Here is a 22,768-nt window from a genome sequence, read left to right on the forward strand (position 1 = left end):
TGAGCGGATCTAGGAGGTGCCTTATGACCATCACAACCCTATCAAGTCGGGAACTGAATCAGGACGTGACGCGGGCAAAGAAGGCCACCAAGAGCGGCCCGGTGTTCATCACGGACCGCGGCAAGCCTGCGCACGTGCTGTTGAGCTTCGAAGACTACCAACGGCTGACCAGGCAGCGACGCAACATTGCCGATGCGCTGGCGATGCCGGGCGTTGCAGACATCGAGTTCGAGCCGCCGCGCGTGACGATTGGAGCCCGGCCGGCTGATCTTTCGTGATGTACGTGCTGGACACCAACGTGCTGTCCGAGTTGCGCAAGGTGCGGCTCGGCAGGGCGGATGCAAATGTGGCGGCGTGGGCAGAAAGCGTCGATGCCGCCGATCTCTTCATCTCGGCCATCACCGTCATGGAGCTGGAGCTTGGCGTTCTGTCGATCGAACGCAAGGACGCTACCCAGGGCGGCATGCTGCGCTCGTGGCTAGAGCAGCACGTACTGCCCGAGTTTTCCGGACGCACATTGCCGATCGATACCGCTGTGGCGCAACGCTGCGCCCGGTTGCATGTACCCGACAAGCGCGGCGAGCGCGATGCGCTCATCGCGGCGACGGCGTTGGTGCATGGTATGGCGGTGGTTACGCGCAACGTCTCTGATTTCGAGCCTACGGGAGTTTCCATCGTCAATGCGTGGGAGCCGTTTTCATGATCGCCTACGAGCTTATGCGCAAAGGCAATTGGAAGTTGTCTGCTAGGTAGGAAGCAAGGGTTAAAAAGTCAACCTGCCCCCGTTCATTTGCAAGCCAACTCCGATTCGCGGCGTGGCTTAATTAAAAGCGTTAGACGTCGTGGAGCACGCACCAAGCTATGGCAACCGTCTTCCTTTCCTTCGTTAACCAGGATCGCGCTTTCGCAGGGCCTCTACGACGCGCGCTTACTGAACTTGGGCACCAGGTATTGTCGTTTGATGAGCAGATCGCACCTGGAGACCGTTGGCAAGACACCATCATTGCCCGGCTGAAGGATGTAGATGCAGTCGTCGTTGTAGTTTCGGAAGCCTCTGCCAAAAGTACTTGGATAAGCCACGAACTTGGCGCAGCAGTGGCTTATGCACGGGAGCGCGGTCGCCCGGTAATCATCCCCGTAGTAATCGGAAATGTGGAGCTCCCGGCGCAGCTCGCTCAATTTCAAGGCGTCTTCGCCACAAGCGGTGATGCTGAAGATGCGGCGATCAAGCTAGCGGAAGGCCTAGAGCGCCTATCGGGAATTCAACTGGCCAAAGCCGAAAAACGTGAGCAGGTCAGTCGTCTCGTCCAGTCAAGTGCGGCAGATTTCATCCAGAAGTCACTCCAGCAACTTGAGAGTCGCGAAAAAACTTATCAAAGATGGGCCTATACTTGGTACGGCCTGGCGTACATAACTCTCCTGGCTACTGTGGCGTTTGGTGTGTGGCGAGTACTCGTCACCGGACCCTCCACAAGCTCATGGCCTGCTTTGGTTGAGCTCGCTGTCACTGGCGTTGTTGTCGTGAGTCTGTTGATCACGCTTGCCAAATACGCCTTTTCCCTTGGGAAGTCATTCATGGTAGAGGCGCTTCGCAACGCCGATCGTCGTCACGCAATCTCCTTCGGAGAGTTCTACTTGCGAGCACACGGGTCTGCGATCGAGTGGGCGGAAGTGAAGGATGCGCTACAGCATTGGAACATCGACAAGGGGTCACAGTTCATAGGTCAGCAGACCACTGACCTTGATCCCCAGGTCTTCAGCATCGCACTCGAACTTGCCAAGGCGGTCATCCAGCGCGAAAAGTCCAGTAGGTAATGCAGCGAGCAAGGTATAACCCTTCGCTGGAGCCGACTCGCATCGGCATGGCATTTTGCCGATTCCGGGAGTTCTCCATTGTCCGCCCAGCGAGCCAAGTGCCATACTGATGCTCGCGCCTCAGCTCAAGTATTAGGCGGCATGGAGAACATGACAACGGAAATGACCGCCCGATGAACTCGTTGATTTCGCTTCAGCGTGCGTTGCGAGTCAGAGTAAAGATATTGGGGCTGGCTCAGATTGACTTAATCCTCAACGGCGCTTTCCTGCAGATGTCTACAGACGTTCTGTTTATAGCGTTGCCAGCTTCTTTGGGTTGAGCAACTATCTAGTCGCTACGGCAAATTCCGCAGCCCGGTTTGGTCTCCCGAAATCACTTGGCGACTCCCACTCAAATGGAAGACGTCATGCCCGGTAGTGCTTCCGCTTGTTCAAAGACCAATTGCCCTCGCCGCGTCACCAAGGCGCCGCTCTGCTGGCTCAAGCTCGAATCGCCCGACCCCTTGGGTGTGATTGCCGCCGAGCTGCTCACTGGTGCGGCGTCGGTAACGCCTGTTTGCCCCGATGCCGACAACGTCGCCGCGCCCAGGCGCTTGATCGCGCGCCGGGTGCACGCAATGCACCGTCGGCTATCGCTACTACAGATGTGGAGCGCAACGGCATACGCGTCGGGCGGTAGGTCCCAAGCCTGCGCTTGTATGGCCTATGGCTAGAAGGCACAGACTTCGCGGTGGTGGCAAGGTGCGTATCACGATAGCCAATGGGTACCTGCTGATCAAGGATGCGTCGGTGGGGACGCCGTCTCCCGCCAAGAAGCGACGCAGGTGAAAGGTGGCGCCGTAGCCGCTAGGTTTTGAAGGTGGCTTTGCCGGAGCGGGACCGTGAGCCGAAGCGCTCGATGGTGGAGATGACCCGTACCGGTCGCGTCGTCGCTACACGTCGGCCCTTGAACGGAGGTTGCCTCCCAGACATGTGGCATCGGTCGTCCCGGTGGGCGTGCGGACTTGTGCAGCGATTGGCCGCCACAATCACCGCAGAAAGTGCGGTGATTGTGCCAAGGAGGCCGAGAACATCGCCTATAGGTTTCCAGCAAATTCCACCATTGCCAGGCGCGTCGGACACCGCGCCTGGCGCGTTCGCCAACTCAGCCCGCCTTTGCCGCCCACTGCACGGCATCTCTGTGGTGATGCATGTGCCCGACTATTCGGCATCCGGCATCCGGCGTCAGCGCAGGAGGATCGCGCACACATCGAGTAATTTACCCAAATATCAGCTATTTGAACTTTATTCGTTTTGCAGGTATTTTGCGTTTAGCTGAATGACGGGTACCACCCCAATGTCGACACGCCACGTTCTGGTCACCGCAACGCAACTAGGCGCGACACTGCAGGCCGCACGCAAGGCCCAGGGACTGACCCAGTCTGCACTGGCCGGCCGTCTCGGCCTGAGCCAGTCGCGGGTTTCCCATCTGGAACTGAACGCCCACGCGTTGAGCGTCGAACAACTCTTGGCCTGGTGCGCGGCGCTGGGGTTGGAGCTGACCATCGGTACCCGCGGGGACCCCGCCGCCGCCAGCGCGCAAACGGAGTGGTGAGATGGGGCGTCGATCGCATGGCCGCAGCCTCTCCATCTGGACCAATGGCGTTCGCGTGGCGCGCTGGACGCTGCCTGCGCGCGGGGAGATGGAACTGCACTACGACGCGGATTGGGAGCGCTGCTCACAGGCAGCAGGGGTAGGCTGCCAGTTGAACCGAGCGACATCTGTGGATGTTGACGGCCGTGAGAAAGCGCACTCAGTCGCACTCAAAGCGCTGCAATTCTTCCAGTTGCGCCAGCGCCTTGCGCAGGCTGCCGCCGCTCAAGGAGTCGTCCATCTTCCGGCCGAACTCGGCGCGTTGCGGGCGGCGTGCCCAGCGGTGGAGCCACCAGGTGCCTAGCAGGCCGGCGACGCCGATGCCGTAGCCGCTCCACACCAGCGCGGGGGCCTTGGCCAGCAGATCGACATCGCCCAGGCCAGCCAAGGTCTGCAAGACCGCGATCCACAGGAACCACCACGGCAGACCGGCGACCATGCCGCTGCGGATGTACAGCGTGCGTGCGCGCAGCAACTGCTTCTGGATGCCGACGACCGGCTGCGCATAGTCGATGTTGCCGAGTCGCCCCAGCACCACGCCGGCCGCGACGATCGTCAGCACGCCATACGCTTGCACCAACACACCGGCGACGATGGACGCGGCATGTGCTGGCTTGCTCATCCACAGTAGCGACGCGAGCAGGACGAACGCAATGCCGAACAGGATCTGCAGCACCTGGCCCCAGTACAGCGGGCGCAGGCTGCCGCGTGTCCGGTCCAGTTTGCGCTCGCGCAATTCGTGCAGCTTCAACGTGTTGTCCAGTTGCAGCCGGCGGTCCAGCGTTTGCCAGGCCGATTTGAAGTCGTCGAGTTCCATCGTGGTCTCCATGGCGTGGTTTAGCGAAATTCGTCGCGGATGCGCTGTTTCAGGCGTCCGATCTTGGTGGAGACGTTGCTTTCGGTGATGCCGAGGATCTGGGCGATCTCGCGTTGCGGGCGGTCTTCGAGGTAGAGCAGCAAGAGTGCGCGGTCCAGCGGCGGCTGGCGCGCGATGACGTCCTGCAGCAGGCGAAGCCGCTGTTCGTTCTCCGGGTCCGCGGCGTTGCCGTCGGCCACGTCGTGCAGGGTTTCGTCCAGCGGCATCGCGTCGTGCCGCTGCCGCAGTTCGCGGTTGCGCAGGTGGCTGATCGCCACGTTCAGCGCGATCCGGTACATCCAGGTGCTGACGCTGCGCGCTGGGTCGTACGTCGGCCAGGCGTGCCAGAGCTGTGCCGCGATTTCCTGGGCCAGATCGGCGCGGTCCTCGGCACCGCGCGCATAGCTGCCAGCGACCTTGAACACGATGCCGGAATGGCGCTGTAGCAGCGCGCTGAAGGCATCTCTGGCGTCGTTCGCGGTCATGGCGGTTGCGATGGTATCCATTGGTTCACCGGCGCGGCCTTCGCGCCCCTCGACACCATGATTCGCGCCAGCGCACGGAATCTCACACCGCGCCAGCAAGAATCTTCAACTGGTCATAGCGCGGAAGGACGTTGCTGGATCAAGCCGCGCGGCAGCGCGGCGTCGGCTTGAATGCAGCGTCAGGCTGTTTGTCGGCAAGTGGCAATGCCAAAGCTGACGGTGCTGCAGCGCGTTGCGCTGCCCTTGTCGTCGCGACGCGTCGTGTTGCCGAAGGAGTCCGTCGCGCTGCGAACCACGTTGCCCTAATCGCTACGGGTCGTGGTATTGCCGTAGGAGTCTGTGCTGCTGCGCGTCACGCTTCCGTCGTCGCCGCGGCAGATCTTGTTGCCGTACGAGTCCGAGGAGCAGCGAATCGTGTTGCCCCGGTCGTCACGGGTCGTGGTATTGCCGTAGGAGTCCGTGCTGCTGCGCGTCACGCTTCCGTCGTCGCCGCGGCAGGTTTTGTTGCCGTACGAGTCCGAGGAGCAGCGAATCACGTTGCCCTGGTCGTCACGGGTCGTGGTATTGCCGTAGGAGTCTTTGCTGGTGCGCGTCACGCTTCCGTCGTCGCCGCGGCACGTGGTGTTGCCGTACGAGTCCGTCGAGCAGCGTGTTGTGTCGGCAAGTGCGCTCGACGTTGCCAGAAGTCCAGTCAAAAGTGCGAGTGTGGCCATTTTCATTTGAAACCCCTGTGTTTGGAGCGATCCAGCGCTTGCCAGTGTAGCCGTTGATCGTCAGTCAGGCAGGGCGCTCTATCGCCTTCGATCGCTCCTCGTCGCGGGACGGTGCAGCGTCCTCCTTCTTCGTATTCAACGCAACGCGATCGATGCTGGATCGCGTGTCGACCCGCAGAGGAACTGTTGCGCAGCAGCATGCAACTCATCAAAAGGCGTGTTACTTGTAGGCGAGTTGGATCGATCCAAAGCCGTTGATGCAGCGCATCCTTGGGGGATACGGCGGGTATGGATCGCGTGCTACGAGTTTGCTGACGCCCGTTCTGGTCGCATGCATCTGCGGTCGTGAAGCGGTGCTGGATGCCGACTTGAGCGCCGATCCCTCGGGTCGATCCGGTCCACGTTGCGTGCCTTCGCTGCGCGCCGTAGCCACCGGAGGTGCGTGACGCGACGCGTCGCGGCACAACCGATCGAGAGAGTTTGGGGAGCCCGCCATGCCAATCCGCCCGTGCTTCGCGCACACGCCTGAGTCTTCACGCCGGTGGTGGGCGTCCGTCGCGGTGTCGGCGCTGTTGTGCGCGGGCAGCGGCGCGGCATGTGCGGCCGATCCCGGCTTCGCGTCTTCGTTCGAGCGCGGCGAACCTGTGCCTGCGTCGTCCACGCAGTCCGACAAAGCGGCTCTCCAGGTCGCTATCGGCAATGGCCCCGAGCAGCCCTACGCGGCCAAGGCCGGCATGGGCTACACCGGGCTGCATGCGCTGCACTATCGCGCTACTGCGGCCGGGCACGCACAGCTGTTTGTGGTCGATCTGCCGGTGGAGCCGGACACGGTGCTGTCGTGGATGGTGCTGCCGGAGATCGTCGATGGCGATACGGTGGCGTCGACCGGTGTGGCGGTGGATCTGCTATTCGACGATGGGCGCCGCTTGTCCGAGTTGGGCGCGGAAGATCAGCATGGTGCGCTGGTCGGTGCGGCGGGGCAGGCGGCGTCGAAGACGCTGTACCCGCAGCAGTGGGCACTCAAGCAGGTGCGGTTGGGCGATGTGGCGGCGCTGCGCGGCAGGCGCATCCGCGCGATCGAGCTGCAGGTACAGCCTGGGACCGGCAAGGTGGGCTCCGGCTGGATCGACGATGTCGCGGTGCGACGCGAACCAGCGCCGCAGGCGGCGCGCCGGCCCAGCGACGAGGTGGTGACCACGCGCGGCACGCAGTCCAACGGCACGTTCTCGCGCGGCAACAACATCCCGGCCACGGCGATGCCGCACGGCTTCAATTTCTGGGTGCCGGCGACCGATGCGGGGACGCTGAGCTGGCTGTACCGCTGGAACGAACAGAACGGCGACGACAACCGGCCGCGCTTGCAGGCGCTGTCGATCAGCCATGAACCCAGCCCGTGGATGGGCGATCGCCAGACCTTCCAGGTGATGCCGTCGTCCACGCGCGGGGTGCCGGAGGCGGACCGCGCGAAGCGCGCGTTGTCCTTCAGCCACGACCACGAGGAGGCGCGCCCGCATCTGTACCGGGTGGACTTCGACAACGGTATCCGCGCGGAGCTGACGCCGAGCGAGCGGGCCGCGGTCTTCCGCTTCCGCTTTCCCGAGGGCGGCGATGCTAACCTGCTGTTCGACAACGTCGACGCGCGTGGCGGGCTGACCCTGGACGCGGCGACGCAGACCCTGCGTGGCTACTCCGACACGCGCAGCGGGCTGTCCAACGGTGCCACGCGCCTGTTCGTGTATGCGCGCTTCGACCGTCCTTGGGCTTCAAGCGGCAAGATCGCCACGGGCCGCCCGACCGGCTACGTCAAGTTCGCACCGGGCGCGGACCGCACGGTGGTGATGCGCATCGCCACCTCGCTGATCTCGGTGGAGCAGGCGCAGCGCAATCTGCAGCAGGAGATCGGCGACGCCGGGTTCGAGCTGGTGCAGTCGCGTGCGCAGGACGCCTGGGACGCGGTGCTGGGCCGGGTACAGGTGAAAGGCGCCAGCCACGACCAGCGGGTCACGGTGTACTCCAATCTGTACCGGTTGTTCCTGTATCCCAACGTCGCCCACGAGAACCTCGGCCGCGCGGTGCATCCGGATTGGCGGCATGCCGACCAGAACAGTTGGTCCAAGGACAACGCCGGCGGCGATGCCGAGCGTACGTCGGCGCCGATCCTGCCGGGCAAGGTCTACGTCAACAACGGCTTCTGGGACACCTTCCGCACCAGTTGGCCGGCGTATGCGCTGTTCGCGCCGGAGCAGGCCGGGGCGATGATCGATGGTTTCCTGCAGCAGTACCGCGACGGCGGCTGGGTGGCGCGCTGGTCCTCGCCGGGCTATGCGGATCTGATGGTCGGCACCAGTTCCGATGTGGCCTTCGCCGATGCCTGGCTGAAGGGCGTGCGCGGGTTCGACGCGCACGAGGTCTATGCGGCGGCGCTGCGCAATGCCACGGTGGTGCCGCCGGTGTCGAATGTGGGTCGCAAGGGCCTGGCCCGCTCGATGTACCGCGGCTACGCCGCCAACGACGTGCACGAAGGGCTGTCGTGGACGCTGGAGGGTGCACTCAACGATTTCGGCCTGGCGCAGATGGCGCAGGCGTTGGCGGAACAAGAACAGGAGCCGCAGCAGGCACAGCGTTACCGCGAAGAAGCCGAGTACTTCCGGGCGCGTGCCACCGATTATGTGTATCTGTTCGACCCGGCCACGCGTTTCTTCCGTGGGCGTACGCCGGCTGGCCAGTGGAGTACGCCTGCGTCGAAGTTCGATCCGCGCGTGTGGGGCGGCGACTACACCGAGGCCAATGCCTGGACCTTCGCCTTCACCACACCGCACGACGCGGCCGGCCTGGCCGGGTTGCTGGGCGGCGAGGACGCCATGGCGGTCCGCCTGGACGAACTTTTCGCCACGCCGGAGACCGCAGACAAGCGTTTTGCCGGCAGCTACCGCGGCGTCATCCACGAGATGACCGAGGCGCGCGACGTGCGCATGGGCATGTACGCGCACAGCAACCAGCCCTCGCATCATCTGCCGTGGATGTACGTGGCGGCGGGGCAGCCGTGGAAGACCCAGCGCCTCACCCGCGAGGTGCTGCGCCGGCTGTACCTGGGCAGCGAGATCGGCCAGGGCTATCCGGGCGACGAGGACAACGGCGAGATGTCGGCGTGGTACCTGTTCGCCATGCTCGGGCTGTATCCGCTGCGGATGGGCGCGCCGGAGTACGTGATCGGCTCGCCGGCGTTTCCGCGCGCCGAGGTCGATCTCGGCAACGGTCGCAAGCTGGTGGTGATCGCGCGCAACAACGGTGCGCGCAACGTGTACGTGCAGTCGCTCACGCTCAACGGCAAGCCGTGGAAGAAGGCCTGGCTGCGCCACCAGGACATCGCCGACGGCGCCACGCTGGAGTTCGTGATGGGGGCGACGCCGTCGCGCTGGGGCAGCGGCGCGGACGCGTTGTCGCCGTCGCTGACGCCGCGGGGCAGCGCGCCGCGCGGGCTGGAGGATGTGGCATCGCAGGCCGTGGCGGTGTCGTTGGAAGGGCACCCCAAGGCCACGGCACTGATCGACGACGATGCGACCACGGCGCTGCCGCTGCCGGCCGGTGCCAGCGTCGACTTGCGTTTCGCAGCGCCGCAACGCGCCACGCACTACACGCTGACAAGCGGTGATGCCGCCTTGTCCGGCATGGCGTGGACGCTGGAAGGCCGCAACGGAGACGGCGCGTGGACCACGCTGGACCAGCGACGCGCGCAGACATTCGCTTGGGCGCGGCAATTGCGGCCGTTCCGCATCGCCAAGCCCGGCACGTACAGCGCCTACCGCCTGCGCCTGGAGACGGGCGAAGGCGTGACGCTGGGCGAGATCGAGCTGCTACGGCCGGTGACGCGGCAGGCCATGCCATGAAAACACAACAGCGCCGCGACTGCGCACTACGCATCGCCCACTGCAGCACTCGTCGAATGCATTAGCGCTGTTGCGCGGCAGCATGCGCTGCGCGAGGCGCTGTGATACTTAGTTTTCCAACGAATTAGAACGATCCAATTAAACGGGATCGTTGCGAGGGGAGGGACTGCACGACCGGCATGCCGCGATGGCGCCGGATGTTTTCACTACAACGATGCACGCATGTTCGTTCGGTCTGGATCGAGCGACACCCATGCGTGCCGCAAGCCGATCAATCTTTGGGAGAGGATGATTGAAATGAACTTCATGCCATCCGCACGCAACCGCAGCACGCTGTCCGCCGGCATCGCCATCGCCTTGTTCGCGACGGCCGCCTCCACCACCGCCTTCGCCCAGCAGGCCGACGGCACGCCGGCCCCCACGGGGCAGGCCGAGGTCAAGGCCACCGACCTGGACGCGGTGACGGTCACCGGCTACCGCTACGCGATCGAGAAGAGCCTGGAGCAGAAGCGCAACGCCAACGCCGTGGTCGATGTGATCACCGCCGAGGACGTGGGCAAGTTCCCCGACAAGAACGTGGCCGATGCGCTGCAGCGCGTGCCCGGCGTGGTCATCACCCGCGACGGCGGCGAGGGCAAGAACGTCAGCGTGCGCGGCCTGTCCTCGGAGCTGGTGCTGACCGAATTGAACGGCAACTACATCGCCACCGCCGAATCCAACGGCGACCCGACGCGCTCGTTCAACTACACGCTGCTGCCATCGAACCTGCTCGGCAGCGCCGAGCTGTACAAGACGCCGGAAGCGCGCATCGACGAAGGCGGTATCGGCGGCACCGTGATCCTGCAGACGCGGCGCCCACTGGAGCTGGAGCCCAACTCCGGCTTCCTGTCTGCCGAGGGCGTGTGGTCGGACAGCAGCAAGAAGACCGACGGCCAGTTCTCCGGCTCGTACTCGTGGCACGACCAGGACAACCGTTTCGGCGTGTTCGTCGGCTACACGCAGCAAAAGCGCACCGCGCGCACGCTCAACGCCAGTACCGAGAGCTGGCAGTGGTACGGCCGCGACGAAGGCGGCCCGGCGGTCGACGTCAACGGCAATCCGTCGGACTTCAACGCCAACTGGTGGGGCGGCACCGGCTTCTGGGACCAGAACGGCAAGTACTACACCCGCTTCATGATGCCCACGGCGGTCAGCCTGGACGTCAAGCAGGAGGAACGCGAGCGCAAGGGCGGCCAGCTGACCTTCCAGTTCAAGCCGACCGACGACCTGACCCTGACCGCGAACTACTTCCGCTTCGATCTATCGCAGAACTCGCAGACCAACACGGTCAAGATCCCCGAGTGGAACATCGCTCGCTACTACGGCGACGGCAACTGGCGCGGCGGCCGCCTGCTCGACGGGCTGCAGTTCGATCCCAGCGGCACCATCGTCACCGGCGCCAATTACAGCCTGCATCCGGGCAAGGCCTACTACTGCAGCGAAGCGCAGGCCGCCGCCGCCGGCCTGCCGCCTGGCGGTTGGGGCTCGGACGACTGCACGGTGCCGACGCCGCAGATCACCGGCAGCTACAACATCGAGAAGTCGCTGTCGCAGACGGTGGACCTGGGCGGCGAATGGCGCGGCGAGAAGGTGGACGTGTCGTTCAAGGCCGGCCGCACCTGGGCCAAGGGCGGGCCGGAGCTGCAGTTCTCCCTGCCGATCAAGCCGCGTCGCCAGAACGCCGATGGCAGTTGGAGCAACGGCAACTTCGCCAGCGCCTGGGACTTCACTGGCACGCCGACCATGACCTTCTCGCCGGAACTGATGCAGAACCTGCGCGACGGCATCCTGCAGGTCGACCTGGGTTCGACCGGTTCGTCCTGGACCCGCAACACCAACCAGCAGCAGTACGCGCAGATCGATACCACCTGGCACATGGACGGCGAGTTCTTCGACTCGCTGCAGTTCGGCCTCAAGCGCCGCGACGGCGGCATCCACCGCAACACCGGCAACAACTACTGGGTGTGCCCGGGCACCGACCCGAGCGACTACAACAACCGCTACTGGAACGGGCGCTGCAATGCGCTGGCCACGCAGTTCTCGCCGGACCTGCTGTTCTCGCTGGACAACCTGGCCGGCGGGGTAAAGTCCAGCGCGTTCCCGGCGATCAACTTCCCCGGCTACATCGGCTACTTGAACCAGACCTACGGCGCGATGCAGACCCGTAACGAAGACAACTTCGTCTACAACGTCGACGAGAAGATCTATTCGACCTACCTGCAGCTCAACTTCCACACCGAGCGCCTGCGCGGCAACGTCGGCGTGCGGGTGGCGCGCACCGGTCAGCATGCCGATTCCACCGACAAGGTGACCGCCTATAACGATTATTTCTTCGATGGTGCCGACGGCAATCCGCTGGCCTGTCAGCAGGGCGCGGCCATGCCCGCGGGCGCGCCAGCCGATACCTACTGCGGCACCGAAGGCTATTGGCGGCTTTCCGACACCGAGCAGCGCACCGAGTCGTTCGTGGTCAGTGCGCTGGACCGCAAGTACACCGACGTGCTGCCCAGCTTCAACCTGGCCTACGACCTGACCGAGAACCTGCTGCTGCGCGCGGCGGCGTCGAAGGTGATCGCGCGGCCCAGCTACAACGCCATCGCCGCGCCCGGCAGCCTGGAGTACTACAGCCCGGAATACGTGGCCGACCGGCGCCTGACCGGCGGTGCCAGCGAGCAGGGCTGGTACGGCTCGGGCAGCAACAAGAAGCTGGAGCCGTACAAGGCCAACCAGTTCGACCTGGGGCTGGAGTGGTACTTCCAGCCGGGCTCGGTGGCGGGCGTGGGGCTGTTCCGCAAGAACGTGGAGAACTTCTCGGTCGATGTGATCAGCGACGTCAACATGCTGATCAACGGCCAGACGGTTACGGTGCAGAACTACAGCACCAAGGCCGGCGGCCAGGACGCGGTGTCGCAGGGCGTGGAGCTGTACGCGCAGCACACGCTGCCCTCCGGCCTCGGCGTGCAGTTCAACTACACCTACAACGATGCCAGCAAGGCCGCGGTGCGGCTGGAGGACGGCACCGAGGTCGGCAAGACCTCGATGCCGGGCAGTGCCAAGAACCAGACCAACCTCACCGTGTTCTACGAGACCGACCGGCTGCTGCTGCGCGCCTCGTACAACCGTCGCGGCGAGCTGGTGCAGGGCCTGGTCAACGGCTTGAACGTCTACGAGGAACCGTACTACCAGATCGATCTGAATGCGGCGTACAACATCACCCCGGCGCTCAGCCTCACCGCGTCGGTGCTGAATTTGACCAAGCAGGAGTCGCGCCAGCATCTGGGCGACGACACCCGGGCGCGCTTCTACACCGGCGGTTACGCCGGGCGGCTGGCGTACCTGGGGCTGACCTACAAGTTCTAGGCTGCAGCCTGTCGTGCCCATGTCCGCCGCGCGGCGGTCGGCATGGGCGCGACGGTCCGGCGACGGCCGGGCCGCCGTTTTCGCCGTCCACGACCGCGCCGTCGCGCTTGCCGCGGTCGTCCACTACAGGATCCATCGCATGACGTCTTCCCCGCTGCCCTCCCTGCTGCGCACGTTCGCCCTGTCCTTGCTGCTGGTGACGCCGGCACTGGCCGCCGCGCCCCGGCTCAGTGCCGAGGTCAACACCTTCATCGGCAGCAAGGACGACGGCAACACCTTCCCCGGTGCGTCCGCTCCGTTCGGCATGATCCAGGTCAGCCCGATCGGCGCGCACTACGCCGGCTGGCGCTACGACGATCCGCAGATCCGCGGCTTCGGCCATTCCTTCCTGTCCGGCGCCGGCTGCTGGGAGCAGGGCGGGCAGGTCTCGGTGCTGCCGGTCACCGGGCGCATCGGTCCCGGCGGCGCGTTCGATACGGGCGACCCGAAGGCGTTCGACCACACCCGCTATGGCGCGCGCTACCAGCACGACGGCGAGCGCGGCCAGGCCGGCTACTACAAGGTGCGGCTGACCGATTACGGCGGCATCGACGCCGAAGCGACCGCACTGACCCGCGCTGCGGCCGAGCGCTACACCTTTTCCACCTCGGGCGAGGGCCACGTGCTGGTCAATATCGGCCAGGCCAACGCCCGCCATACGGTCACCGGCAGCACCCTGAACGTGGTCGGCGACCGCGTCGTGGAAGGCAAGCTGGTGACGCAGAGCTTCTGCGGCGGCCACCAGTACACCACCTGGTTCCGCCTGGAGTTCGATCGCCCGTTCAAGGCCTTCGGCACCTGGGGCGAGGCCGGCGGCGTGCCGGGCTCGCGGCATGGCATGGAGGGCGAGGGCAAGCCCAGCGGCGCGTGGCTCACCTTCGATCTGAGCAAGGGCCGCGCGGTCACCGCCATCTCGGCGATCTCGCACGTGGACGCCGAGGGCGCGCGCAACAACCTGCGCAGTGAGGGCATGGCCAATGGCCGCCTGCTCGGCTTCGATGCGATGCGCGCCCGCGCGCAGCAGGCCTGGGACAAGGAACTGGCCAGCGTGCGCGTGCAGGGCGCCAGCGGCGACGACCGCGTGGTGTTCTACACCGCGCTCTACCACGCGCTGCTGCAGCCGCTGACCGGCAGCGACGCCGATGGCCGTTACCGCGGCTACGACGACGGCATCCACCACGCCGACGGCTGGACCTACCACGAGTTCTTCTCGTTGTGGGACACCTATCGTGCGCAGAACCAGTTGCTGGCGTTGTTGCGTCCGCAGCGCGCCGCCGACATCGGCCGCTCGATCCTGGCGATCAATGCACAAGGCGGTTGGCTGCCGCGCTGGGGCTATGCCAACTTCGAGACCAACGTGATGACCGGCGATCCGGTCACGCCGTTCCTGGTCGACCTGTGGCGCTTCGGCGCGCTGCAGGGGCGCGAGGCGGAAGCCTATGCCGCGCTGCGCCGCAATGCGTTCGAGATGCCGCCGATGAACTCGCGGCACGCGGGGCGTTCCGGCAATGCCAGCTACCTGGCGCAGGGCTTCGTGCAGTACGACCGCGCGTTTCCGTCCAAGGGCATGGACGTCGACCCGCACCACGGCGGCTCGGCGACGCTGGAGTACGCACTGGCCGACTGCGCGCTGTCGACCATGGCCGGTGCGCTGGGGCATGCCGAGGACGCGGCGGTGCTGAATCGGCGTGGGCGCAACTGGCGTTCGATCTGGGATCCCTCGGTGCGCGATACGCAGACCGGCTTCACCGGTTTCCCGCGGCCGCGCACCGAGGATGGGGCGTGGTACACGCCGGCGGATGGCCATTACGATCCGCGTTCGCAGCACGGTTTCCACGAAGGCACGGCCTGGCAATACCAGTGGCTGGCGCAGCAGGACGTGCCGGGCCTGGTGGAGGCGATGCACGGGCCGGAGCAGACCGCGCGGCGACTGGATACCTTCTTCGCCTACGACGCGCTGCTGGCCGACCCGGCCGGCGCGGCGCGCAAGGAATGGGTGATGGGGCCGTACAGCTACTACAGCCAGTTCCGCTACAACCCCAACAACGAACCGGACCTGCATGCGCCGTGGATGTACACGCTGATCGGCCAGCCGTGGAAGACCAGCACCGTGCTGCATGCGGCGCAGACGCTGTTCACCAATGCGCCCAACGGCGTGACCGGCAACGACGACCTGGGCACGATGTCGGCGTGGTATCTGTTCAGCGTGATGGGTCTGTACCCGGCGGTGCCCGGCACCGGGCAGTTCCTGCTGCACGCGCCGCGCTTTTCGCGCATCGAACTGGACGTGGGGCCGGGCCGTACGCTGCGTGTCGATGCGCCGCAGGCCGGCAACGGCAAGCTGCGCTACATCGGTGGCGTGTCGCTGGACGGCCGCGCGCACGCGCCGGTGTGGCTGGACTGGGCGCAGTTGCGCCAGGGCGGCCGCCTGCGTTTCGACCTGCGCGATGCGCCGCAGCCGCAGGGCTGGGGCACGCAGCCGCAGGACCTGCCGGTGTCGCCGTGCGCGGCGCCGCCGTCCGCCGCCAGCCTGGGCTGGCGCTGAGTCCGTGCCGTCGCGCGGCAGGCGCGCGCAGCCGATGGTTTACGCTGCGCATCTCGTCCGAAGGGAAGCGATCCGATGAGCCAGAAGCGTCCACCCGGAACCGGATCCGCAGGCTCCAAGGTTGCCAAGGCCGCCGCGCGCAAGGCGGCGCCGGTTGCGGCGGAGCAGGCGGACAAGGCGAAAAAGGCCACAAAGACCGCACCGGCCGCCGCCGCGCGCGACCGCCAGCGTGTGGTGACCGTCACCGACATCGCCGATGCGGTCGGCGTCTCCCGCGCCACGGTCTCGCTGGTGTTGCGTGGCAGCCCGTTGGTGCATGCCGACACGCGTGCGCGCGTGGAAGCGGAACTGAAGCGGCAGCGCTACGTCTACAACCGCGGCGCCGCCAATCTGCGCCGGCGTACCTCGACCTGCGTGGCCCTGGTCATCAACGACCTGGCCAATCCGTTCTTCGCCGAGTTCGCCGCCGGCGTGGACGAGGCGTTGGGTGAGCAAGGCTATGTGACCCTGCTCGGCAGCACCGGCGAATCGCCCGCGCGGCAGCAGGCCGTACTGGCCTCGCTGATGGAACACACGCCGGCCGGCGTGATCCTGTCGCCAGCCGAGGGCAGCGACGCCGCCGAACTGCACACGGTGCTGGACGCACGCGCGAACGTGCTGCTGTTCAACCGCGAACTTGCCGGCGCCGACGACTGGGGTTTCCTCGGCCTGGACAACCAGCGCGGCGCGCAACTGGCCACCGAGCACCTGATCGCGCTCGGCCACCGCCGCATCGCCTTCTATGGCGGCCATGCCGATTCCAGCTCCTGCCGGCAGCGTCGCGCCGGCCACGCGCAGGCGATGCGGCAGGCCAGGCTGCCGGTCGACCCGGCCTGGCTGATCGAGTCCGCGCCCAATCGCCTGGAAGCGGCGGCGCGCCACGGTGAACTGTTCGCCCACGACGCACCGCCCACCGCAGCGGTCTGCTACAACGATACGGTCGCGCTCGGCCTGATGCTGGGCCTGCTCGCGCGCGGCGTCCGTCCGGGCCAGGACTTCGCGATCACCGGCTTCGACGACATCCCCGAGGCCGCGGTGAGCACGCCCGCGCTGACCACGCTCGCCGCGCAACCGCGCGCCCGCGGCCGCCAGGCGGCGCAACTGGTGCTGGAGCGGCTGGATGCGGCCGCGCCGCCGCGCAGGACGATCGTGCCGGTGCGCCTGACGGTGCGCGAGAGCAGCGGCGCGCCGATCGCGCCCACGCGCGCCTAGCGCCGCGATCCGCGGCGGCGGCCGCGGCGACGAACTGGGATGGCACGCCGGCACGCGCGGTGCCATCGCGACGCCCTCTCGACAGGGGCGGGCAGATAGTGGGTCGCACCACCACAGCGGCGCGTTCCGCGGGCTCGTGGTGCGCGGGCCATTCGCCCCCTTCTTCCTTTCGAGAGCCGTCTCATGCCTTTGCAGACTGCACCGCGCCGTTCCGTGGTGGCCAACGCCTTCTACGGCCTGCTCAATCCCATCCCGTTCGGTTGCTTCGTCGCCGCGCTGATCTTCGACATCGTCTATGCCCGCAGCGCGGTGATGCTGTGGACCAAGGCGGCGGCCTGGCTGATCGCGATCGGCCTGGTCATCGCCATCGTGCCGCGCCTGATCAACCTGGTGCAGGTGTGGATCACCTCGCGGCGCTCGGTGCTGCCGGTGGAACGGCTCGACTTCTGGCTGAACCTGCTTGCCATCGTCGCCGCCATCTTCAATGCCTTCGTGCACAGCCGCGATGCGTATGCGGTGGTCCCCACCGGGCTCTGGCTGTCGACCGTCACGGTCGCGCTGCTGGCGATCGGGCATGTGCTCATCGCCATCCGCCTCACGTCGCGCGAGGGCTACGCGCATGGCTAAGCGCCTCTGCCTGTCCGCCTTCGCGCTGAGCTGCGCGGTGGCCCTGGCCGCCTGCAGCGGCAAGGCCTCGCTCGAGCCGAGCCAGCAGGCGGGCAACGCGCCGCCGCTGCCGCAGGCGCGCAACTTCCTGCTGCCGCCGATGCAGGTTCCCGAGGGGGTGGGCTGGAAGGAGGGGCAGGCGCCCACGGTGGCGGCTGGCCTGAAGATCGAGAAGATCGCCGGCGGCCTGAAACATCCGCGCCAGCTGTACGTGCTGCCCAACGACGACGTGCTGGTGGTGGAGGCCAATTCGCCGGGGATGGAACCCGTCACCACGCCCAAGCAACTGATCGCGGGGCTGGTCCAGAGCCGCTCCGGCAAGAGCGCCAAGGGCGGCAACCGCATCACCCTGCTGCGCAGGACTGCGGACGGCCGGTGGGAACAGCATGCGTTCCTGAAGGGGCTGCACTCGCCGTTCGGGGTGCAGCTGATCGGCGATGCGCTGTACGTCGCCAACACCGACAACATCATGAAGTTCCCCTACGTCCCCGGCCAGACCGAGATCACCGCGCCCGGCACGCTGTTCGCCGATCTCCCCGGCACCATCGAGCACCATTGGACCAAGGCACTGCTGGCCAGTCCCGACGGACGCAAGCTGTACGTCGGCGTCGGCTCCAACAGCAACATCGGCGAGAACGGGCTGGACGTGGAATACCGCCGCGCGGCCGTCCTGGAAGTGGACGTGGCCTCGGCCAGCAGCCGCATCTTCGCCTCGGGCATCCGCAATCCGACCGGACTGCAGTGGGAGCCGCGCACCGGCAAGCTGTGGGCGATCGCCAACGAGCGCGACGAGATCGGCGCCGACCTGGTGCCCGACTACCTGACCTCGGTGCAGGACGGCGGCTTCTACGGCTGGCCGTACAGCTACTACGGGCAGAACGTGGATGTGCGGGTCAAGGACCAGCGCCCGGACCTGGTGGCCAAGGCGATCAAGCCGGACTACGCGTTGGGCTCGCATGTGGCCGCGCTAGGCCTGTGGTTCTCCCGCGGCGATGCGCTGCCCGCCAAGTACCGCGAGGGTGCGTTCGTGGCCGAGCACGGCAGCTGGAACCGTTCGCCGCTTAGCGGCTATCAAGTGGTCTACGTGCCGTTCCAGCAGGGCCGGCCGGTCGGCCCACCGCAGACCGTGGTCAGCGGCTTCCACTCGCAGGACGAGTCGCAGCTATACGGCGCCCCGGTCGGCCTGGCGCAGGACAAGGACGGCGCGTTGCTGATAGCCGACGATGTCGGCAACAGCGTCTGGCGTGTGCGCTTCTGACCGGCCGCACGACGCCGCCCACGGGTATGTGGGTGGCGTCGTCTGTACGCGATGCCGCCTGGGCGCGGTGCGGTATGTGGATCGCCCGGGCGCGTGGCTGGATGGCGGAACAGCACGGACATGGGAGGTTACAGCCGTACGTCCACCGGCTCGCTTTCCAGCGCCAGCACGCCGAACACGCATTCGTGCACGCGATAGAGCGGTTCCTGCGCGACGAAACGCTGCAATGCTTCCAGGCCCAGCGCGAACTCGCGGATGGCGAGCGACTGCTTGGTGCGCAGGCCACGCTGGCGTAGCCGATCGAGGTTCTGTGGTTCGGTGTATTCGGGTCCGTAGATGATGCGCAGATACTCGCGGCCGCGGCACTTGATGGCCGGTTGCACCAGCCCGCGCTTGCTGCGCGCCAGGCCTTCGACCGGCTTGATGACCATGCCTTCGCCGCCCTGTGCAGTCAGCGCTTCCCACCAGGCGACGGCATCGGCCACGCTGGCCTCGTCGGCCAGGTCGACGAATATGTGCCGGGTCAGCCGTACCAGCGGTTCTACGTCGGCCAGGCGGCGGGCGATGTCCAGGTGCCAACGGTGGTCGCGCTCCAGGCCGACCACGCCTTCGCAGGCCAGCACGTGGAACGGCGCGATCTTCAGGTCCTCCAGGCCGTTTACTGCCCAGCAGTAGCGGCGATAGGCGTCGACGAAGCGGCTGGCGTCGCTGTGGCGTGCCTGCGCCTGCTGCTGCCAGGACTGCACGTCGAGGCCACGCGCGGCGGCCGCGTCCAGCCAGGTGCGGGCGGTGGCAAGCGCCGCGGTGGCGGCGGCGCCGGTCGGTGCGTACTGCTCGCGCAGCAGTTCCTGGGCCTTGGCCGACCACGGCAGCAATTCCGCATCGAGCACGATCCAGTCGGTATGCAGTTCCTCCCATAGGCCTGCACGCTGCAATGCCGCGTCGAGGCGATCGAGCAGGGCGTTTTCCAGTTCGCGCTCGCCGAAAAAGCGGCGACCGGTGCGGGTGTAGACGACGCCACGGCCATCGTCGCCGATGCCGAAACGTCGCTGCGCGACACCGGCATCGCGGCACAGCACGACGACCGCACGCGAGCCCATGTGCTTCTCTTCGCACACCAGCGTGGCGATGCCTTCCTGGCGATAGAAGTCGAGCGCTTCCTGCGGGCGTTCGAGCAGGTCGCCGGACTTGGCGGTCTCCGGCGGCGCCATGGTCGGCGGCAGGTACACCAGCCATCGCGGATCGATGGCGAAGCGGCTCATCACCTCAAGCGCGGCGATGCTGTTCTCCTCGCGGATGGTGACGCTGCGGAAGGCGCGGGTGTCGATCACGCGCTTGCCGGCGACATCGTCCAGGTCGAGCAGCAAGGCCTCGCGCGGCGTGGTGGCCGCGGCGCTCGCGTCCTCGGCCGAAAGCAGCGGCTTGACCGGCGCGTAGTACTCGCGCGCGGCCGCGACCGACACCAGTTCCTTCTCCGGATAGCGCAGCGCGGTGAGCTTGCCGCCGAACACGCAGCCGGTATCGAGACAGATGGTGCGGTTGACCCATTCCGGCTCCGGCGTCGGCGTATGGCCGTACACCACCATCGCCGGGCCGCGATAGTCGCGGGCCCAGTCGGAACGGATCGGCAGGCCGAACGCATCGATCTCGCCGGTGGTCTCGCCGTACAGCGCGAACTCGCGCACGCGTTGCGAGGTGCGGCCCTGCAGCTCCTGCTTGAGACCGGCGTGGGCGACCACCAGCTTGCCGTCGTCGAGCACATAGTGGCTGACCAGCTTGTCGATGAAGGCGGCGACCTCGCGGCTGAACTCCTCAGGCTCGGCCTGCAGTTGCTCCAGCGTCTCGGCCAGGCCGTGGCTGATGCGCACGTCGCGTCCGGCGAGCTTGCGCTGCAGCTTCACGTCGTGATTGCCCGGCACGCACAACGCGGTGCCGTTGCCGACCATGTGCATGACCAGGCGCAGCACGCCGGGCGAATCCGGGCCGCGGTCGACCAGGTCTCCGACGAAGACCGCCTTGCGTCCTTCCGGCGCGGCGACCTCGGGTGCCTCGCGGGTGCCGCCGACGGTGTAGCCCAGGCGGCCGAGCAGGGCGACAAGTTCGTCGCGGCAGCCGTGCACGTCGCCGATCAGATCGAACGGCCCGTGCTCCTCGCGGCGGTCATTCCAGACCTTAATACGTTCGATCGTGGCGGCCGCCACGTCCTCCACCGAGCGCAGCACGCTGACGTGGCGGAAGCCCTCGCGTTCCAGGCCGCGCAGGCCCTTGCGCAGCGCCTGTTGCTGGTTGCGGATGACGTGCGGGCCGAAGTTGCGGTCCGCACGCGCACTTTTGCGGTCCTGGCATACGCGCTCGGGCAGGTCGAACACGATGGCGCAGGGCAGGACATGGAACTCGCGCGCCAGTTCGACCAGGCGCTTGCGGTCTTCCGGGCGCACGTTGGTCGCGTCGACGACGGTCAGGCGGCCGGCGGCCAGGCGCTTGCGCGCGATGAAGTAGAGCACCTCGAAGGCGTCGCCGGTGGCGGTCTGGTCGTTCTCGTCGTCGGCGACCAGGCCGCGGCAGGCATCGGAGGAGATCACCTCGGTCGGCAGGAAGTGGGTGCGGGCGAAGGTGGACTTGCCGCTGCCTGACGGGCCGATCAGGGCGACCAGGCTGAGCTTGGGAATGCGTATCGTCATGAGGATGCCGAAAAGGTCAGGCCATGTCGCGGGTAAACACCGCCATCTGGGTCGGCGGGCCGACCTCCGGATCGTCCGGGCCGATGGGGGCATGGCGCACGCTGTAGCCGTTGCGCTGCGCCACGCCATCGGCCCAGGCGCGGAATTCCGCGCGCGTCCACTCGAAGCGGTGGTCGGGGTGGCGGAAACGCCCGGCCGGCAGGGTCGGGAAGCGCACGTTGTACTCGCTGTTCGGCGTGGTGATCACCACTGCAGGCGGCCTGCCGAAACCGAACAGGGCGCGCTCGAACGCCGGCAGGCGCGGCGCGTCCATGTGTTCGATCACCTCGATCGCGCAGGCCGCATCGAAGCCTTCGATACGGCGATCGCGGTAGGTCAGCGCGCCGTGGGCCAGGGTGATGCGTTGACGCTGCAGCGGCGGCAGCCGTTCGAGGTGTAGCCGATCGGCAGCATGATCCAGCGAGCGCAGCGACACGTCGATGCCGAGCAGGTGCTCGATCTGTGGCTCCTTGAGCAGCAGGCCAAGCAGGCGCCCTTCGCCGCAGCCCAGGTCGACCACGCGCCGCGCGCCCAGGGTGCGCAGCGTCTCGACCACGGTCTGCATGCGTTGGTCGTTGAGGCTGAGCGGACGTTCGATCGCGTCCTCGGCCGCTTCCTTGCGCTCTTCCTGGGCGTCGATCGCCTCCTCTTCATCGTCCAGCAGGCGCGCCAGCGCCGCCCGGACCAATGGCTTGTGGCGGCGCAGGTAGCGGCCGACGATCGCCTCACGTTGCGGGTGCGCGGACAGCCAGGTGCCGCCCTTGTCGAGCAGCTTCTCGATTTCGTCGTGGCCGACGTAGTAGTGCTTGTCGCCATCGATGGCCGGTAGCAGCACATACAGGTGGGTCAGCAGATCCTGCAGGCGCACGGTTCCGGCGAGCTGCAGGCGCACATACGGACTGTCGCCCCACTCGGGAAAGCGCGGATCCAGCGGCAGGCGCTCGACCGTTACGGTGTAGCCAAGCGGTTCGAACCAGGCCTGCAGCAGTTGCTCGCCGCCGCGACACCGCAGCACCGGAATTTCCGCTTCCAGCGCAATGGGCGTGTCCGCCAGCGCCTGGCGACTCTTGCTGGTGCCGGCCATGGCGGTGCCGAACACGCGTTTGAGCGCGACCGAGAGGAACGAACTGGCGACGTACGGGCGGTCGTTGACGTACTGCGACAGGCTGCCTTCGGCCTCGCCGCGCCCGCGCACCAGCCCCACCGGATCGATGTCCAGCATCAGCACTGCGGTGCAACGGGTGTGGTCGGCCTGTGGGTAGAACACCCGGGCGGTACCGAACGGCAGGTCGACCTCGTGGGCACGCTCGGGGTGCTTGACCAGCAGGTAGCCGAGATCGGTGGCGGGCTGGGTGGTGGTGGAGAGGGACAGCAGCACGGTGTGATGGCTTCGCGAGAAAGGCCGTGAGTCTACCGCGCTGCCATTGCCACCGTGCGGGGGCTGGGAAGGTGCGCTGGTCACCGCTGGCTTGAATGGCGAGTGCGCATGGCGGTGAATGTG

The 22,768-nt window shown here is 66.7% G+C and carries 15 protein-coding genes; 10 read left to right on the top strand and 5 right to left on the bottom strand.

Annotation, left to right across the window (positions count from 1 at the left end):
• Positions 1-23 precede the first annotated feature (23 nt).
• The 4 genes from SLW56_RS11705 (at position 24) to SLW56_RS11720 (ending at position 3,409) form a co-directional block, all read left to right on the top strand.
• Positions 24-278: a type II toxin-antitoxin system Phd/YefM family antitoxin gene (locus SLW56_RS11705; protein ID WP_291211770.1), complete on the top strand. Its 255-nt coding sequence runs from the start codon at positions 24-26 to the stop codon at positions 276-278.
• Complete coding sequence (locus SLW56_RS11710; RefSeq protein ID WP_320694878.1) at positions 278-703, top strand: type II toxin-antitoxin system VapC family toxin; 426 nt, start codon at positions 278-280, stop codon at positions 701-703. The genes SLW56_RS11705 and SLW56_RS11710 overlap by 1 nt, the downstream gene beginning before the upstream one ends.
• A 158-nt stretch (positions 704-861) precedes the next feature.
• Positions 862-1,815: a toll/interleukin-1 receptor domain-containing protein gene (locus SLW56_RS11715; protein ID WP_267084202.1), complete on the top strand. Its 954-nt coding sequence runs from the start codon at positions 862-864 to the stop codon at positions 1,813-1,815.
• A 1,336-nt stretch (positions 1,816-3,151) separates the two neighbouring features.
• On the top strand, positions 3,152-3,409 hold the full coding sequence (locus SLW56_RS11720) for a helix-turn-helix transcriptional regulator (RefSeq protein WP_267084201.1): 258 nt from the start codon (positions 3,152-3,154) through the stop codon (positions 3,407-3,409).
• Positions 3,410-3,608: 199 nt separating this feature from the next.
• Here the strand turns inward: SLW56_RS11720 and SLW56_RS11725 are convergent, their stop codons facing one another.
• The 3 genes from SLW56_RS11725 to SLW56_RS11735 all read right to left on the bottom strand — a co-directional run bounded on the left by SLW56_RS11725 (position 3,609) and on the right by SLW56_RS11735 (position 5,508).
• Positions 3,609-4,265: a serine/threonine protein kinase gene (locus tag SLW56_RS11725; protein WP_267113228.1), complete on the bottom strand. Its 657-nt coding sequence runs from the start codon at positions 4,263-4,265 to the stop codon at positions 3,609-3,611.
• A 20-nt stretch (positions 4,266-4,285) separates the two neighbouring features.
• Complete coding sequence (locus SLW56_RS11730; protein ID WP_026143219.1) at positions 4,286-4,789, bottom strand: sigma-70 family RNA polymerase sigma factor; 504 nt, start codon at positions 4,787-4,789, stop codon at positions 4,286-4,288.
• A gap of 302 nt (positions 4,790-5,091) precedes the next feature.
• Entirely contained in the window at positions 5,092-5,508 is a 417-nt protein-coding gene (locus SLW56_RS11735; protein WP_320694879.1) for a hypothetical protein, read from the bottom strand.
• 488 nt (positions 5,509-5,996) lie between these two features.
• Here SLW56_RS11735 and SLW56_RS11740 point away from each other — a divergent pair, with 488 nt between their 5' ends.
• From SLW56_RS11740 to SLW56_RS11765, 6 genes are all read left to right on the top strand, one after another.
• The gene (locus SLW56_RS11740) at positions 5,997-9,389 is read left to right on the top strand and encodes a GH92 family glycosyl hydrolase (protein WP_320694880.1); all 3,393 of its coding nucleotides are present in this window, start codon (positions 5,997-5,999) and stop codon (positions 9,387-9,389) included.
• A gap of 297 nt (positions 9,390-9,686) precedes the next feature.
• Positions 9,687-12,788, top strand: coding sequence for a TonB-dependent receptor (locus SLW56_RS11745; RefSeq protein ID WP_320694881.1), 3,102 nt, complete (start codon positions 9,687-9,689; stop codon positions 12,786-12,788).
• A 139-nt stretch (positions 12,789-12,927) separates the two neighbouring features.
• A complete protein-coding gene (locus tag SLW56_RS11750; RefSeq protein WP_320694882.1) occupies positions 12,928-15,372 on the top strand; it encodes a GH92 family glycosyl hydrolase in 2,445 nt (814 codons plus the stop codon).
• Between the two features lie 75 nt (positions 15,373-15,447).
• Positions 15,448-16,623 carry a LacI family DNA-binding transcriptional regulator gene (locus tag SLW56_RS11755; RefSeq protein ID WP_320694883.1) on the top strand — a complete coding sequence of 392 codons (1,176 nt, stop codon included), beginning with the start codon at positions 15,448-15,450 and terminating at the stop codon, positions 16,621-16,623.
• 183 nt (positions 16,624-16,806) lie between these two features.
• Positions 16,807-17,250 carry a DUF2231 domain-containing protein gene (locus SLW56_RS11760; RefSeq protein WP_320694884.1) on the top strand — a complete coding sequence of 148 codons (444 nt, stop codon included), beginning with the start codon at positions 16,807-16,809 and terminating at the stop codon, positions 17,248-17,250.
• Positions 17,243-18,547: a sorbosone dehydrogenase family protein gene (locus tag SLW56_RS11765; protein ID WP_320694885.1), complete on the top strand. Its 1,305-nt coding sequence runs from the start codon at positions 17,243-17,245 to the stop codon at positions 18,545-18,547. Before SLW56_RS11760 ends, SLW56_RS11765 begins: the two co-directional genes overlap by 8 nt.
• 128 nt (positions 18,548-18,675) lie before the next feature.
• Here the strand turns inward: SLW56_RS11765 and SLW56_RS11770 are convergent, their stop codons facing one another.
• Both SLW56_RS11770 and SLW56_RS11775 read right to left on the bottom strand, forming a co-directional pair.
• Positions 18,676-21,228, bottom strand: a complete 2,553-nt coding sequence (locus tag SLW56_RS11770; protein ID WP_320694886.1) for a polynucleotide kinase-phosphatase — start codon at positions 21,226-21,228, stop codon at positions 18,676-18,678.
• Between the two features lie 16 nt (positions 21,229-21,244).
• Positions 21,245-22,645, bottom strand: coding sequence for a 3' terminal RNA ribose 2'-O-methyltransferase Hen1 (locus tag SLW56_RS11775; RefSeq protein WP_152181653.1), 1,401 nt, complete (start codon positions 22,643-22,645; stop codon positions 21,245-21,247).
• Positions 22,646-22,768 lie beyond the last annotated feature (123 nt).

The organism is Xanthomonas sp. LF07-6 (assembly GCF_034105445.1).
In the GTDB taxonomy this organism is placed as follows: Bacteria; Pseudomonadota; Gammaproteobacteria; order Xanthomonadales; family Xanthomonadaceae; genus Xanthomonas_A; species Xanthomonas_A sontii.

Coding starts and splice junctions, on each gene's coding strand:
- SLW56_RS11745 (WP_320694881.1), top strand. CDS start 9,687: ATGAACTTCATGCCATCCGCACGCAACCGCAGCACGCTGTCCGCCGGC.
- SLW56_RS11770 (WP_320694886.1), bottom strand. CDS start 21,228: ATGACGATACGCATTCCCAAGCTCAGCCTGGTCGCCCTGATCGGCCCG.
- SLW56_RS11755 (WP_320694883.1), top strand. CDS start 15,448: ATGAGCCAGAAGCGTCCACCCGGAACCGGATCCGCAGGCTCCAAGGTT.
- SLW56_RS11710 (WP_320694878.1), top strand. CDS start 278: ATGTACGTGCTGGACACCAACGTGCTGTCCGAGTTGCGCAAGGTGCGG.
- SLW56_RS11760 (WP_320694884.1), top strand. CDS start 16,807: ATGCCTTTGCAGACTGCACCGCGCCGTTCCGTGGTGGCCAACGCCTTC.
- SLW56_RS11715 (WP_267084202.1), top strand. CDS start 862: ATGGCAACCGTCTTCCTTTCCTTCGTTAACCAGGATCGCGCTTTCGCA.
- SLW56_RS11750 (WP_320694882.1), top strand. CDS start 12,928: ATGACGTCTTCCCCGCTGCCCTCCCTGCTGCGCACGTTCGCCCTGTCC.
- SLW56_RS11725 (WP_267113228.1), bottom strand. CDS start 4,265: ATGGAACTCGACGACTTCAAATCGGCCTGGCAAACGCTGGACCGCCGG.
- SLW56_RS11720 (WP_267084201.1), top strand. CDS start 3,152: ATGTCGACACGCCACGTTCTGGTCACCGCAACGCAACTAGGCGCGACA.
- SLW56_RS11740 (WP_320694880.1), top strand. CDS start 5,997: ATGCCAATCCGCCCGTGCTTCGCGCACACGCCTGAGTCTTCACGCCGG.
- SLW56_RS11765 (WP_320694885.1), top strand. CDS start 17,243: ATGGCTAAGCGCCTCTGCCTGTCCGCCTTCGCGCTGAGCTGCGCGGTG.
- SLW56_RS11730 (WP_026143219.1), bottom strand. CDS start 4,789: ATGACCGCGAACGACGCCAGAGATGCCTTCAGCGCGCTGCTACAGCGC.
- SLW56_RS11705 (WP_291211770.1), top strand. CDS start 24: ATGACCATCACAACCCTATCAAGTCGGGAACTGAATCAGGACGTGACG.
- SLW56_RS11735 (WP_320694879.1), bottom strand. CDS start 5,508: ATGAAAATGGCCACACTCGCACTTTTGACTGGACTTCTGGCAACGTCG.